Origin of the sequence: Terribacillus saccharophilus (assembly GCF_002272745.1) — a bacterium.
GTDB classification, from domain to species: Bacteria; Bacillota; Bacilli; order Bacillales; family Amphibacillaceae; genus Terribacillus; species Terribacillus saccharophilus_B.
Genome location: NZ_NPBD01000015.1, coordinates 146,927 through 161,116, shown reverse-complemented (window position 1 = coordinate 161,116; position 14,190 = coordinate 146,927). Strand labels below are relative to the sequence as shown.

The following is a 14,190-nucleotide window of genomic DNA, read 5'->3' as shown; positions in this document are numbered from 1 at the left end:
AGGAAACAACCCCGTAATAGCTTCTTCCATTTAAGAACTCTGTTTTTTCTGTACTAGCAAGGATACTTTTCTTATCAATAAGGGAATAGGAATGCAAACTGCTTACTTACTTTTCAGAATAAAAGGGAGGTTTTTCAGGATGAAATATACAGCTATACCAGGAATCGAGCGCCCGCTATCACAATTAATCCTGGGAACAACAAAATTCTTCGAAGACAAAAAAGATGATGTATTCGCTGTTCTGGATGCCTTCTTACAGGCAGGCGGCAATACGATTGATACAGGTCCGAAATATGCAAAATACCAAGCCGAGAAACTTATTGGTCAGTGGATGCAGGAGCGTGGTAACCGTGAGGATGTGGTTCTTATCTCCAAAGGCGGTCATTACCACATTGATAAGGATGGCACGCATCATCCGGAAATGAAGCGGGTGGACCCTGCTGAAATTACAAAAGATCTGCAGGATAGCTTGGAAAACCTGCAGACAGATTTCATCGATATCTATCTCATACATCGGGATGATCGAAGTGTACCTGTTCAGCTGCTGATGGATATGCTGAACGAGCATCAGCAGGCCGGAAAAATCGGCGTATATGGCGTATCCAATTGGCAGTCTGATCGCATTGAGGAGGCAAATGCCTATGCAGATGCCAAAGGGTATGACCGGCTGTTCGTGAATAGTCCGAACCTGAGCCTTGCGCAGTTGAACGAGGTGCGCTGGGCGGAGACAGTAGCTTTGAATAATGACTATCTCGCCTGGCATCGCCGCACAGGTATGCCGGTCATTTCCTGGGCCTCTCAGGCAGGCGGTTTCTTTACCGGTACTTATGATAGGAATCGTGTGACAGATGAAGAAATTGCTCGTGTTTATTACAATGATGATAACTGGGAACGCTTTGACCGTGCAACAGAAATTGCCAGCAGAAAAGGTGTGACGGCAAATCAGATTGCTGTTGCGTATGTACTGCATCAAGAGTTTCCGACATGTGCCATTGTCGGATGTAAAAATGTACAGCGATTAGAAGAAGCGCTGCCTGCAATTGATATTGATCTGACAGAAGAAGAAGTGAAGTGGCTGAATCTAGAGCTTGCGGATGCCGCAGTAAAGTAGGTTATTTCTCTCTTACGATTTTTTGATTTATCGTATACAATAGAACATAATGCAAAGTATACGAAACGTAAGGAGAGGAGTTACAGCGTGCGGACAATGAGCAGACAGCATATACCCGTGCGGGCGAAGAATATCGTCCTGATCGGATTCATGGGTGTCGGGAAAACGACCATCGGCAAGATGGTTGCCGATAAACTTTACAGGGATTTCATCGACGTCGATATCGAAATTGAAAGCCGTTATAACAAGACGATACCAGAAATATTCGCGCAGCATGGTGAAGGGTATTTTCGGGAGATTGAACGGAATACGGTTATTGATATCTGTGACAATAAACAATGTAATATCGTTTCTCTCGGCGGTGGTGCTTTTAAACAAGAAGCCATCCGGGAAAAATGTCTCGACAGCTGTCTAGTGCTCTTCCTTGATTTAAGCTGGGACCGCTGGAAGGAACGTATGGATCTGCTGATCGAAAACCGCCCTGTACTGCATAATAAGTCGGTCGAGGAGGTTCAAGAGATCTTCGACGAACGACAGGCGATTTATGCAGAACATAATGCGCGGGTCACAACCGATAATCTGAATCCTGAGGAAGTTGCGGATTATATCGTTGAAATATTGAAGTTGGGCTGGGAACTCCATCAGCCGCTATCCTGATTAAACATTTGATCAAAGGGCTATTGCAATTAACTAGTTGTAATAGCTCTTTTTAACCGGAAAAATTGTCCTAATTGTCAAACAATTACTGGTTCTATCTGCTTATTTTCGCTATAAAGGGTTTCCTGTAGGGGAAAGCAGGGTACAGAAACGTACGATTTCAAAGGAGGATGAACGTCTTGCATCACAAAGATACAATCCATGTTGTTTCCAGTGCGGATGATAACTATGCCCACCACCTTGGTGTGATGCTGGCATCCCTGCTTACAAATGTCGATAAGAACAGACGAGTCATGCTATACGTAATCGACGGAGGCATTACAAAGCCAAATAAAAGAATGCTCATGAAGACGACGATGCAATTCGGTGTCCCGATCCGTTTTCTATCCATAGATACAGAATCCTATAAGAATGCAACAGAAAGCAGATATATTAATAAAACAGCTTACTATCGTATCTCCATTCCGGAAGTCATAACAGATCCGAGTGTGGAACGAGTCATCTATATCGACTGCGATACACTTGTGCTGACGGATATCGCCCAGCTGAACGATATCGAGTTGGATGGGAACCTGATGGCGGCAGTAGAGGATGCTGGTCAGCTTCAGCGTTTGGAGAAGATGAATATTACCACTGAAGGCAAGTACTTTAATTCCGGTATGATGGTTATTGACATGGAAGGCTGGCGCAAACAAAACATCTCGAACAGAGTACTGCAATTCATTGATGAAAATAATGATCCGGAGTTCCTTTACTTACATGATCAGGATGCTTTGAATGCAATCCTTTGGGATAAGTGGAAGCCGATTCATCCGAAATGGAATGCGCAGTCCTTCATCATTCTAAAGACGAAAACGCCTAGAGAATTAGCAGAGCGGAAACGTTATAAGGAAGCATGCCAATCACCTGCCATCGTTCATTTCACTGGTGCGAATAAACCATGGAACTCAGATGTTGGGCATCCATTTGCTCCGCTGTATTTTGAATTCCTGCAGCAGACACCGTGGAAAGTACTTCCTGAAAAAAAGGAACAGGAAGTGTACGCAGACTAAGACACAGTTATTATGGCTGTGTCTTTTTTATTTGCTATAATACAGGAAACAGTGAAAAGGACGGATTCGAGATGGGGCAAGAAAAAAAGAAGTTAATGGGGAGTACGCGCAGAAAGTGGTTATTGAATAAGCTGCAGGCAGCAGACGGCCCACTTAAGGGGAGTGAACTGGCAGAGGAGGCAAATGTCAGCAGGCAAGTAATCGTAGGTGATGTTACGCTGCTGAAGGCTGAGCAGCACCCGATCATCGCTACTAGTGAGGGATATGTACTGCAGCAGCATCCTGTCTATTCAGTGGAAAGGATCGTAGCTTGTCAGCATGCACCTGAACGGACAGAGGAAGAGCTGAAATTACTTGTAGACTTGGGTGTGACAGTGAAGGATGTCCGGGTGGAGCATCCGGTTTATGGACAGATAACAGCTTCTATCATGGTATCCAGCCGAAGGGAAGTAAAAAAATTCATCGAAAGGATAGGAAACAGCAAAGCAGGTTATTTATCCGAATTGACGGATGGTATCCATCTTCATACATTGGCAGCCAATGATGAATCGATAATGGAGGAAGCAATCGAGTTGTTGAGCCATTATGGCTTCTTAGTACCAGAGTGGGATTGATCATACGGTCAATCCCACTTTTCTTTCGCTGATAGCCCAGAGTTGCTTGGCTAGTTCGGCATCATCTGCCTGTCCCTTCACGTTCTGGATTTGCCGTTTATAGAAGTACCCTCCCGATACATGCTGCACTTCAGAGCTTTCCGCTAGATACAGAGCAGTATCTGCCCCGTCAGCAGGTGATTGGAAAAATGGGCGGAGTAACTGATGAATCTTTTTGCCGAATCCGGTCTGTCTGTCCACGCCCAGACTCGTACTCACCGCTCCAGGATGTACTGCATTCACCGTGGCATTGGAATGATGCAGTCGCAGAGAAAGCTCTTTGGTGAATAAGAGATTAGCGAGCTTGCTGTGACCGTAATTCTGCCAAGGTGTAAAGGATTCAGATCCGCCTAGATCATCCAGATTTATTTTTCCTATTTTGTAAGCACCGGAAGATACAACGACTACACGCCCTTGAGGTGCCGCTTTGATCTGTTCTAACAGCAAATTGGTCAAGAGGAAGTGTCCAAGATGATTCACACCCATCATCATCTCCAAACCATCAGCAGTGAATTGTTTTTTTGTTGTCACGACGCCGGCATTGTTGATGAGTACGTCAATAGCGGGATGTTGTGCTTTCAATGCTTCTGCACAAGCGTGAATACTAGAGAATGATGCCAAGTCGCATTCGTATAAATGTATGTTCTCCGAGCCGCTCTGCTGTTTAGCTTCCTTCAGTGCTTGCGTGCCGCGTTCTTCAGAACGACAAAGCATACATACTTCGTATCCTCTTCTGGCTAACGATACAGCTGTGGCAAAGCCCATACCGGAATTAGCGCCGGTGATTACGACTGTTTTCTGCATATTGTTCACCACTCTCCTAATTATTCTGGACGTTTCAGTGTGAATAACTCTCCAAGCTTACTGTAATCATTACCTGCCAAGCGGCTGATTGGCTGGATGGCTTCTGCATCCAGATAGCCGGTGCTGTCATCATAGACTTCCGGTGACAGATGATACCCAACCACCTTTGCGAGCAATAGGTCTGCTGTAACAGCCCCTTCATCATCTTTTATCTCGATATGATCATACAGGGTGCATTCCATTCTGATGGAAGCTTCAGCAATTCCGGGAACCGAGACATATGTGCTTGGTGCGAGTGTCAAGCTGGTGTGATCAAGCTCACTTTCTTCAGAAGGCAACGTTACTGCGGTTTTGTTCATTTCCTCTACGATTGACTCTGTGCTGATGTGGACAACAAGCTCGCCTGAGCGGATAGCATGACGGGCTGTATCCTTTTGGTTGCCTCCTGCGCGCTGGATTGAAATGCTGATTAGAGGTGGCGTTGCACTTACAATTGAAAAATAGCTGAATGGAGCAGCGTTGACTACTTCTGATTCTGCTGACTTGGTCGTGACGAAAGCTACTGGCCTTGGGATGATGCTCCCTGTGAGTATTTTGTAATGTGTTTTTGCTGAAAGATCAGTTGCATTGAATGTGAACAAGTTTATTACTCCTCTCTGTCAGGCTATCATAGGAACCTTACATGAACTTAACAGTTCTATTACCGTTTAAAGATATTCTTAAGCACAGATGTAAAGGAGTGCTTCGATTTTTCGGTTATTTCTGTTGCTTTCTCTTTCTCTTTCCCTTCGGGTAGGAAGATGTCCGGTTTATCGATCGCATAATCGACATGTAGGACGAGTGCAATATCCACATCGGCACCTTGATTCGTAACAGATGTGTATGGAATGCGGTAAGATGAAGCAAGTGTCTTGTAAGGCTTGAAGAAACGCATCGTAACTTCTCCGGAAAATCGCAAGCATGCATCAGGGTAGCTTTTCATAGCCTCCTCCAGCTGTTTTAATCCTTTTTGCTGGACGACTTCTCCTTCAGTCAATGCGAGTATCGTTCTTTCCCGCAATGTTCCCAGGTACTCCTTCCTTTCAGTTGCCTTCGTTTCTTTTATTCCATATATTCCTTCGTTTAAATAATCATCTATATCTTTTTTCAATGGTCTTCATCTCCGATTCGGTATTTCCAATTCATGGAGTTAGCTTTACAATAAAAGTAAAACAGGGGGCGAATACATAATGGCTACACTGCAATTCGAAAATCTCAGTAAAACTTCTCACAATACGATGCTCCTGCCTCCAATCGATATTGAACTGAAAGCTGGTGAATGCTATGTCATTCGCTGCAATAAAGTGATTGGAAGTCAGCTGCTTAACATAATCATGAAACAAGAAAATCCATCTACCGGTAGTGTACTACTATTTGGTGAAAATATCGAAAACCTACATTCTGTGAATGATCGTATTGGCTTCTTTTATCTAGATGATGCAACGTATACAAGGATGAAGGTAAATGAGTATTTGACCTTCTTTCAGAAGCTTTACGGCAGCAAGGTTGAAGTGGAAGAGGTAATTCAGCAAATCGGCCTGCGAGAGTGTCAAAGTACAAAAATCAGCAAACTGACTTATTCACAGGAGCGACGGGTGCAAATTGGCAGACTAATAGTGCAAGATCAGCCTATATTCATAATGGAAGAGCCGGAACAGAATGTTGATCTTGAAACCAGCTTGATCATTCACCGCATCATTGGTGAGTTGAAGGAGAGGGGTAAAACTATCCTTCTTACTACTATAGACTTGGAAAATGCATTAGCGCTCACCAATTATGTCTATTCTTTGTCGGATAAAGGCTGTAAAAGGATTGCTGTTGAAGAGGAGAATGAAGAAATGGCAGCTGCCGAAGAAACTATTCAGCCGGTCAAGCTGGAGAAGATCCCAGCAAAAATCGATGATAAAATCATTCTTTTCAATCCTTTTGATATTAACTTTATCGAGAGTAGTGAAGGAGTGGCGCAGCTTCATCTACATGATGGGGTCTACCCATGTACATATACGCTCCAGGAATTGGAGGAGCGGCTGAGGGCTTTTGGCTTCTTTCGCTGTCATCGCTCCTATCTTGTAAATTTGCAGCAGGTGAAGGAAGTGGTAACTTGGACACGAAACAGCTTCAGTTTAATTCTCGATGATCATTCACGCAGTTCGGTTCCGTTGTCTAAAAATCGTTTTGAAGAATTAAAAGGTATGCTCGGTCTGTAGCCTGCTCCATTCAGCCTGGAATATTGCAGTATTCAGCCTATTATTTGCTCCATTCAGTGTTTTAGAATTCCGTTAAGCCTGATTTTACAGCGTTTCGCTTAAAAAATTAGTAAGCTTTGATTATCAACCGTTACGAACGGAAAGGAGCATCACAACATGGACTACGCATTACAAGTGAAGGATTTATCCAAGGTATTCGGACAGCAGCGGGCATTACAGCAAGTCTCATTTAATGTAAAAAAAGGAGAGGTTTTCGGCTTCCTGGGACCGAGCGGATCTGGAAAGACAACCACAGTCAAAATTCTCACAGGTCAGCTTCTTCAGACGGCAGGAGAAGTGAATATACTAGGTAAACCGGCATCTAAAATGAAAGATGCTGACTTAGGCAGAATAGGTATTCTGACAGACAATAGTGGGTTATATGATCGGATGACTGTTCAGCAGAATCTGGATTTCTATGCGAAGTTATATAAAGCTGCTGCAGGAAGAGTGGAAGAAGTTTTGCAGCTGGTAGGCTTGGCAGAAGATAAGAAAAAACCAGTGAAAAAACTGTCAAAAGGAATGAAGCAGCGTGTGCTTCTTGCTCGGGCTGTCCTGCACAAACCAGAAGTGCTTTTCCTCGATGAACCGACTTCTGCTTTGGATCCCGGAAATGTTCAAAAGATGCATGATCTTCTGCGGGATTTAAACCGCGAAGGAACGACGATTTTCCTGACCACGCACAATATGGAGGAAGCCGCACAGCTTTGTGATCGCGTTGCGTTCCTGCATGAAGGACAAATACGAGAAATGGATGCGCCGAACCAATTGCAGCGCAAATATGCGAAAAATACCATTCATCTAGAACTGAAAAATGGTCAAAACGAAACTATCGAGAATAATCCGACTGGAGCAGAACGACTGTATCAATACATGCAGGCAGAGGAAGTCCTTGCTGTGCATTCCGATCAGCCGACACTAGGAGATATATTTATTGAAGTGACAGGGAGGAAATTAGCATGAATGCTGCACGAATATCCGCAATGCTTGTGAAAGAATACCATGATGCAAAATCGAATGTTCAGGTTTTATCTGTTGTAATTGTACCTATATTCTTGGCAATTCTTTATAGTCGAATGGATGGTGAACTGGACTTTGCGGCGTCCTTTGTCTTCATTATGGCGGTTACATTTGTCACAATGTATGTGCAGGCGTTGCTGCTGGCAGAAGAAAAGGAAAAAAACACGCTGCAGGTCTTATTGCTTTCACCTGCTAGTTCTGCTGATATAATGGTCGGTAAAAGCATCATTTCTGTTATCTTAACGGTTATTGTACTAGTTGTATCCATGCTGATTATTGACGTTAATGTGGAAAATCCTATCATGCTCTCTGTCATCCTGCTAGTCGCGCTTATTCTTTTTGTTGCTTTGGGTACTTTAGTCGGTTTGCTTAGTGAAAACTTGGTTCAAACTACTGTGTATTTATTGCCATTAAGCTTCGTAATAGGATTTGGTCCGATGATTCAAATGTATTTTTCGGAGGGTATAGTAGGGGACGTTTTAGGCTATACGCCAGGAAGCTTCATGATGGAAGCGTGTTTGGCAGCAATTAACGGCGAGGCGTTCTCCGCTTATCGAGAAGACATCATCTGGCTTGTTGGATGGACGGTAGCTGCTTTAGTTGTAACCTTTATTACCTTCAAAAAGAAAAGTCTATCCAAATAAGAAAGCCGCCCATAACGGGCGGCTTTTCATTTATCCTACACTGCTGCGTTTGCGCAGATCTTGTTCGATTTGTTCCAAGCTCTTCCCGCGTGTCTCAGTCGTAAAGAACTTGACGAATAGAAGGGCAAGGATGCCGATGGCGGCGAAAATATAGAATAGGTAGCTGATACCGATCGCATTGAGCAAGATCGGAAATAGCAAGGACACAATCAAGTTAGCGCCATGCAGAGCAAATGTAGCTACACCTGTTCCGATTCCTCGAACTGCTGTCGGGAATAGCTCTGGAAGCATAATCCAAACAACTGGTCCCCAAGTTGTCGAGAACGAGACGATGAAAGTACCAAGGCAAATGATGATCGCCCATGTTGCAGCTGTAGAATCAGGTGCCAGCAAGTTAACGGTAGATAGAACTACCAAGCTGATAACCATTCCGATGTTACCTGCCATTAGCAATGTTTTACGGTTGATTTTATCTACAAAACGGATGGCGATGATTGTCATCAATACATTGACTGCGCCGATACCGACAGTACCAAGAATGGCAGCGGAGTCTGCGAATCCAGCGTTCTCCAATGTGATTGGCGTGTAATAAATAATGGTGTTGATTCCGATGAACTGTTGGAAGAAAGCAATACCTATTCCAGCAATTAATGCAGGCCGTACCCAACTGGAAAACAGCTCTTTCATGCCGCCTTCATCTTCTTTTTCTGCTTTCTTAACTTCGGAGACTTCTTCATCAATTGAAGCATTTTCTCCTCGTACACGTTTTAGAATAGTGCGTGCTTGATCTTCTTTTCCTGCCGTTAGGAGCCAGCGTGGGCTTTCCGGCATGAAGAACATACCGACGATTAAGATGATTGCTGGGATAACAGCCAGTCCAAGCATCCAGCGCCATGCGCCTGTATCTGACAGAGCATAGTTAACAAGGTATGAAGACAAAATACCAATTGTAATTAATAGTTGGTTTAATGAAGCGAGAGAGCCGCGCTTTTCTTTTGGAGCAAGCTCTGATAAATAAAGTGGTACGATTGTCGTGGAACATCCAACTGCTAAACCAAGAATGACACGAGCAACAACCATCATTGTTACATTGGCAGCAAGTCCAGCAGACAATGCACCTATAAGGAATAAGATACCGGCTACTATTATCGTTTTTTTACGTCCGATTTTATCTGTAACACGGCCAGTGATGGCAGCGCTGATGATAGCCCCTACTAATAGTGAGCTTACGACGAGCCCTTCCGTGAAGGAATTTAGTCCAAGATCTTCATCGATGTATAGTAGTGCACCGGAGATGACTCCAGTATCATATCCATACAGCAAGCCGCCAAGTGCACCAAAAAAATACAATAAGCCATTGGATTGCTTTTTCTGCATATATTGCTACCTCCTAAGTTGTGCGATAACTATGTTATAATTATGTAAGCCTTTTCCTCTTTCGGTATAAGATGAAACCTTTCCATCTGCTCTCGATTGAAAAGTCCCACAATAAACCATTATAATTTAATAGTACCAGAATTGACTACCTAAAAATGTTATTAGGAGGATTTTGCTTGGCTAAAAAAATGATAGCAATAGACCTGGATGGAACATTACTGAATACTGAAAGTCAAATCCCCGAAGAAAATAAAGAAGCTATCAAGCGTGCTATTGATGCGGATATGCTTGTTTCAATTAGTACTGGACGTGCAACATTCGATGTGAAGTCCCTTGTTGGAGATGATTTGGATATCCCTATCATCGCTTCTAACGGCGGTACGATTCATGATGTTGGATATAAATTACTTAATACAATCACATTTGAAAAAGAGCTAGCAAAGGAGATAGCGACGTTCCTCATTGAACGGGATATCTACTTTGAAGTGTATACAGAAACAGAGCTGCTTTCTCCTTATAATGGGGAAGAAAAGCTACAGGCGGAATTGGACAAAGTAATATCTGCCAACCCGGATGAAAGTCTGGAGAAGCTTTGGATTGGTGCCATGTCTCAATTCAAACAATCCGGTATTCGTTTCGTACCGAATATCGACCATATTTTCACCGATGAAAATACGATATTCAAAATTCTTGTTTTTAGTTTCGATCTGCAGAATCTAGCTAAGGTGTATAAAGCTATCATCCAGAATACGAAGATCGCGGTTACTTCTTCTGGGGAGCATATTCTTGAGATCTTGCCCGAGAAATCTGGTAAAGGCTATGCAGTAACGATGCTTGCTGAAAAATATGGAATTCAGAAGGAAGATATCTACGCAGTTGGAGACAGCCCGAATGATATTAGTATGTTTGAGGTTGCTGGTAACGGCGTTGCGATGAAGAATGCAATGACGGAGTTAATGGAAATTGCTACGCATGTAACAAAAACAAATGATGAACTGGGCGTAGCATATTTTATTGATAAGCTGATTGCTGGAGAGCAAGAAGAACTGCGCCGAGTCGAAGAGGGCGTGTAAGGAAAACCCGATGCAGTACTGCATCGGGTTTTTACGTTCCCTGCTAATTTGTTTAGAATTATCCAATAAAGGGGTGCGTAAGCTGCTTGTTACATGTAGAATAGAGTGATAATCATTCTCAAAGAAAGAAGTGTGGGTCTTGTTAAGAGAGTTTTTCGCTTTTTATAAGCCGTATAAACGGCTGTTCATGCTGGACTTCGGCAGTGCTGTTTTTGTAGCTATATTGGAGTTAGCTTTCCCAATTGGCGTTAATATGATGGTCGACCAATTGCTTCCGACGGAAAACTGGAGCTGGATTGTGACGGCGTGTATTTTGTTGTTTATTGTCTATGGCTTGAGTACAGTCACACAATACATAGTCACCTATTGGGGGCATAAGCTTGGGATCAATATCGAGCGGGATATGCGTAAACAGCTATTTGAGCATATTCAGAAGCTGAGCTTTCGTTTCTTTGATAATACAAAGGTAGGGAATTTGATATCCCGGTTGACGAACGATTTGTTCATGATCGGAGAGATGGCTCACCACGGTCCGGAAGATCTGTTCATCGCTCTTATGACCATTGCTGGAGCGCTGACAATCATGTTCTTCATCAATTGGCCGCTTGCACTGATGACAATGCTCGTCGTTCCAATTCTGTTCTGGATTGTTCTTTATTGTAACAAGAAAATGACGGAAGCCTCCAGAAGGATGAACGAAGATACAGCAGATTTCAGTTCTCGAATTGAAAATACTGTTGGCGGTATCCGCGTTGTTCAGGCTTTTACGAACGAAGCGCATGAAGAAGCGCGATTCAAGGTCAACAATGAACGTTACCGTCTAACAAAATTATTGTCTTATAAGATCATGGCTTTGAATTTGTCTGTCACGTATATGTTGATGCGATTCATAGCTGTATTCCAGTTAATTGCCGGAGCGTGGTTCATTATCCAAGGAAGAATGTCTTACGGAGATCTGGTAGCTTTTATTCTCCTGACAAATGTATTTTTCCAGCCGATTCAGAAAATCGGCGCAATCATCGAGCTTTATCCGAAAGGAATTGCAGGATTCCAACGCTACATGGACATCATGCGGCTTGATCCGGATATAAAGGATGCGCCAAATTCCAAGCAGATTAATGGTCTCACAGGGAATATCCGATATGATAACGTCTCGTTCGGTTATAAAGAGGGCAGTTCGATTCTAAAAGATATCAGTTTCTCCATAAATGCAGGGGAGACGGTTGCTTTTGTTGGTCCCTCGGGAGCTGGTAAATCTACGATATGCAGTCTGCTCCCGCGCTTTTATGAGCGGAATGCAGGAGAAATCACCATAGATGGTATTCTAACTGATGAGATGACATTGGCATCATTACGAAGTCAAATTGGAATTGTGCAGCAGGATGTTTATTTATTTGGCGGCACTATCAGGGAAAATATCGCATATGGGAAACTTGGTGCAACGGATGCAGAGATAGAAGAAGCAGCCAGAAGAGCGCAGCTGACTGATTTTCTTGCAGAATTGCCGAAAGGATTGGATACTGTCATTGGGGAACGTGGCGTGATGATTTCCGGTGGTCAAAAACAGCGTATATCAATAGCACGTGTATTCCTGAAGAATCCGCCAATTCTCATACTGGATGAAGCGACATCCGCATTGGATACAGAAACTGAAGTTAAGATACAGGAAGCACTAGATGAGTTGTCGGCAGGGCGTACGACATTAGTAATTGCACATCGTCTGGCTACAATCAAACATGCAGATAAGATCATTATGGTTACCAAACAAGGTATTACAGAAGAAGGAAAACATAGTGAACTTTTGGAAAAAGAAGGTGCTTATCGCCGTCTTTATGATGCACAGTTCGCTCATTGATTCAACACAGGAAGTTTTCTTCCATAAGGGAGAAGGACTTCCTTTTTTTTTGTAAGAAATGAAAGCGTTTTCTATTTGTGTATGTTAGAATATTTTACAATGAAATTAGAATTATTAGATTTTTTTGACGATAATCTATTGCAGATTTGTTTGTCTTTAGGTAACATCACAGGGTAGGAAAGCTTACATGACTTTTGCGTACATAGGAGGAAATGCTAATGAGCACTATTTCGATTGATAGTCTTATAAGAAATAAAGCGGAAAAACTATGCACGGTAAGTGAACGGATTTGGGAGTTCGCGGAACTGCGTTTTCAAGAGAAACGGTCTGCAGCACTTCTTGCAGATGTACTGGAAGAGGAAGGGTTTGACGTCCAGCGTGGCATTGCAGGTATCGAAACCGCGTTCGTAGCAAACTTTGGTTCAGGCAAACCAGTCATCTCTTTTTTGGGAGAATTCGATGCGCTATCTGATTTGAGTCAGGAAGCAGGTGTAATCGAACAACAAGCGATTGTCTCAGGAGGAGCAGGTCACGGCTGCGGGCATAATCTGCTCGGCACAAGTGCGTTGGGAGCTGCGTTGGCGGTAAAAGAATATATGCAGGAAAATGGATTGAGCGGTACTGTTCGTTACTACGGCTGCCCAGGAGAAGAAGGTGGATCAGGTAAAACCTTCATGGCTAAAGAAGGCGTTTTTGATGACGCAGATGCGGCTATTACATGGCATCCATTTACGCACAGCGGGGTGCAAAGAGCCGAGACGCTGGCCAACTACCAAGTGTATTTCAAATTCAAGGGTAAAAGTGCACACGCAGCAGGCGGACCGCATTTAGGGCGCAGTGCGCTGGATGCTGTTGAACTGATGAATATCGGAACTAATTTCCTGCGGGAGCATGTTGTGCAAGATGCGCGTCTGCATTATGCGATTACGAATGCCGGTGGTGTTTCTCCGAACGTTGTGCAGCCGGAAGCGGAAGTGCTCTACCTAGTTAGGGCCCCGGAAACCGAGCAGGTTGAGAGCATCTACCAGCGTGTTGTAAAGATTGCCAAAGGAGCAGCGCTAATGACGGAAACGGAGCTGGAGATAACGTTTGATAAGGCTTGTTCCGGATTCATTCGTAACACAATCCTCGAACAAGTTATGCAGGAGCAGGTGGAGCGTGTGCAAGTACCTGAGTATTCAGCAGAAGAACTTGATTTTGCAAGAGGTATCCAAACGACGCTGAGCAAAGAAGATATCTCTTCCGATAAGCGAACCATTCTCCAGTTGATTGGAAAGGATGCCGCACTGTGGGAAGAGGAGATGGAGACGTCACCAATTCTTACAACACCAATTCCGTACCATGATACAGAGAACTTCCAATACGGTTCTACAGATGTAGGAGATGTGAGCAGAATCACACCTACTATCCAATTCCATGCAGCTTGCTTTGCAATTGGTACCCCACTGCATACATGGCAGGTAGTATCACAGGGTAAAACGCCTCTAGCTCAAAAGGGGATGCTGTATGCAAGTGAAGTAATGGCTGCTACTGCACTTACACTATTTGATAAACCTGAACAACTGGAAGCTGCGAAACATGAACTGAAAAAGCGTCTAGGTCCAGATGGATATACAAGTCCTATTCCGGATGGCGTCAAGCCAACCATATTAGCCTAAC

The 14,190-nt window shown here is 43.6% G+C and carries 14 protein-coding genes; 10 read left to right on the top strand and 4 right to left on the bottom strand.

Going from position 1 to position 14,190, the window contains the following annotated elements; all coding sequences use genetic code 11:
* The first annotated feature begins 139 nt into the window (after positions 1-139).
* The 4 genes from CHH58_RS15035 to CHH58_RS15020 all read left to right on the top strand — a co-directional run bounded on the left by CHH58_RS15035 (position 140) and on the right by CHH58_RS15020 (position 3,434).
* On the top strand, positions 140-1,111 hold the full coding sequence (locus CHH58_RS15035; protein ID WP_095233462.1) for an aldo/keto reductase: 972 nt from the start codon (positions 140-142) through the stop codon (positions 1,109-1,111).
* A 96-nt stretch (positions 1,112-1,207) separates the two neighbouring features.
* The gene (locus tag CHH58_RS15030) at positions 1,208-1,768 is read left to right on the top strand and encodes a shikimate kinase (RefSeq protein WP_095228672.1); all 561 of its coding nucleotides are present in this window, start codon (positions 1,208-1,210) and stop codon (positions 1,766-1,768) included.
* A 179-nt stretch (positions 1,769-1,947) separates the two neighbouring features.
* Positions 1,948-2,820, top strand: a complete 873-nt coding sequence (locus CHH58_RS15025; protein ID WP_095228638.1) for a glycosyltransferase family 8 protein — start codon at positions 1,948-1,950, stop codon at positions 2,818-2,820.
* 71 nt (positions 2,821-2,891) lie between these two features.
* Entirely contained in the window at positions 2,892-3,434 is a 543-nt protein-coding gene (locus CHH58_RS15020) for a transcription repressor NadR (protein WP_095262749.1), read from the top strand.
* On the opposite strand, the gene CHH58_RS15015 is transcribed toward CHH58_RS15020, so the two are convergent.
* Genes CHH58_RS15015 through CHH58_RS15005 form a run of 3 tightly spaced genes read right to left on the bottom strand, consistent with a single transcriptional unit; the run spans position 3,435 to position 5,427 of the window.
* Positions 3,435-4,277 carry an SDR family oxidoreductase gene (locus CHH58_RS15015; protein WP_095228642.1) on the bottom strand — a complete coding sequence of 281 codons (843 nt, stop codon included), beginning with the start codon at positions 4,275-4,277 and terminating at the stop codon, positions 3,435-3,437. It lies immediately after the preceding gene.
* A gap of 20 nt (positions 4,278-4,297) precedes the next feature.
* Positions 4,298-4,918: a flavin reductase family protein gene (locus CHH58_RS15010; RefSeq protein WP_095228644.1), complete on the bottom strand. Its 621-nt coding sequence runs from the start codon at positions 4,916-4,918 to the stop codon at positions 4,298-4,300.
* Between the two features lie 59 nt (positions 4,919-4,977).
* On the bottom strand, positions 4,978-5,427 hold the full coding sequence (locus CHH58_RS15005) for a YueI family protein (protein ID WP_095228646.1): 450 nt from the start codon (positions 5,425-5,427) through the stop codon (positions 4,978-4,980).
* A gap of 79 nt (positions 5,428-5,506) precedes the next feature.
* On the opposite strand from CHH58_RS15005, the gene CHH58_RS15000 reads away from it, so the two are divergent.
* From CHH58_RS15000 to CHH58_RS14990, 3 genes are all read left to right on the top strand, one after another.
* Positions 5,507-6,523, top strand: coding sequence for a LytTR family transcriptional regulator DNA-binding domain-containing protein (locus tag CHH58_RS15000; protein ID WP_095262748.1), 1,017 nt, complete (start codon positions 5,507-5,509; stop codon positions 6,521-6,523).
* Positions 6,524-6,679: 156 nt separating this feature from the next.
* On the top strand, positions 6,680-7,525 hold the full coding sequence (locus CHH58_RS14995; RefSeq protein WP_095228650.1) for an ABC transporter ATP-binding protein: 846 nt from the start codon (positions 6,680-6,682) through the stop codon (positions 7,523-7,525).
* The gene (locus CHH58_RS14990) at positions 7,522-8,226 is read left to right on the top strand and encodes an ABC transporter permease (protein WP_095228652.1); all 705 of its coding nucleotides are present in this window, start codon (positions 7,522-7,524) and stop codon (positions 8,224-8,226) included. Before CHH58_RS14995 ends, CHH58_RS14990 begins: the two co-directional genes overlap by 4 nt.
* Positions 8,227-8,256: 30 nt before the next feature.
* Here the strand turns inward: CHH58_RS14990 and CHH58_RS14985 are convergent, their stop codons facing one another.
* Complete coding sequence (locus CHH58_RS14985) at positions 8,257-9,603, bottom strand: sugar porter family MFS transporter (protein ID WP_095228654.1); 1,347 nt, start codon at positions 9,601-9,603, stop codon at positions 8,257-8,259.
* A gap of 188 nt (positions 9,604-9,791) precedes the next feature.
* Between CHH58_RS14985 and CHH58_RS14980 the strand changes: the two genes are divergently transcribed.
* The 3 genes from CHH58_RS14980 to CHH58_RS14970 all read left to right on the top strand — a co-directional run bounded on the left by CHH58_RS14980 (position 9,792) and on the right by CHH58_RS14970 (position 14,189).
* Positions 9,792-10,676: a Cof-type HAD-IIB family hydrolase gene (locus CHH58_RS14980; RefSeq protein WP_249275153.1), complete on the top strand. Its 885-nt coding sequence runs from the start codon at positions 9,792-9,794 to the stop codon at positions 10,674-10,676.
* Between the two features lie 139 nt (positions 10,677-10,815).
* A complete protein-coding gene (locus CHH58_RS14975; RefSeq protein WP_095228658.1) occupies positions 10,816-12,531 on the top strand; it encodes an ABC transporter ATP-binding protein in 1,716 nt (571 codons plus the stop codon).
* A gap of 218 nt (positions 12,532-12,749) precedes the next feature.
* Entirely contained in the window at positions 12,750-14,189 is a 1,440-nt protein-coding gene (locus CHH58_RS14970) for a M20 family metallopeptidase (RefSeq protein WP_095228660.1), read from the top strand.
* Position 14,190: the final 1 nt, after the last annotated feature.

Excerpts from the sequence above, each read along its gene's own strand:
- CHH58_RS15035 (WP_095233462.1), top strand. The coding sequence starts at position 140 with ATGAAATATACAGCTATACCAGGAATCGAGCGCCCGCTATCACAATTA.
- CHH58_RS15030 (WP_095228672.1), top strand. The coding sequence starts at position 1,208 with ATGAGCAGACAGCATATACCCGTGCGGGCGAAGAATATCGTCCTGATC.
- CHH58_RS15020 (WP_095262749.1), top strand. The coding sequence starts at position 2,892 with ATGGGGCAAGAAAAAAAGAAGTTAATGGGGAGTACGCGCAGAAAGTGG.
- CHH58_RS15015 (WP_095228642.1), bottom strand. The coding sequence starts at position 4,277 with ATGCAGAAAACAGTCGTAATCACCGGCGCTAATTCCGGTATGGGCTTT.
- CHH58_RS15000 (WP_095262748.1), top strand. The coding sequence starts at position 5,507 with ATGGCTACACTGCAATTCGAAAATCTCAGTAAAACTTCTCACAATACG.
- CHH58_RS14995 (WP_095228650.1), top strand. The coding sequence starts at position 6,680 with ATGGACTACGCATTACAAGTGAAGGATTTATCCAAGGTATTCGGACAG.
- CHH58_RS14990 (WP_095228652.1), top strand. The coding sequence starts at position 7,522 with ATGAATGCTGCACGAATATCCGCAATGCTTGTGAAAGAATACCATGAT.
- CHH58_RS14985 (WP_095228654.1), bottom strand. The coding sequence starts at position 9,603 with ATGCAGAAAAAGCAATCCAATGGCTTATTGTATTTTTTTGGTGCACTT.
- CHH58_RS14980 (WP_249275153.1), top strand. The coding sequence starts at position 9,792 with ATGATAGCAATAGACCTGGATGGAACATTACTGAATACTGAAAGTCAA.
- CHH58_RS14970 (WP_095228660.1), top strand. The coding sequence starts at position 12,750 with ATGAGCACTATTTCGATTGATAGTCTTATAAGAAATAAAGCGGAAAAA.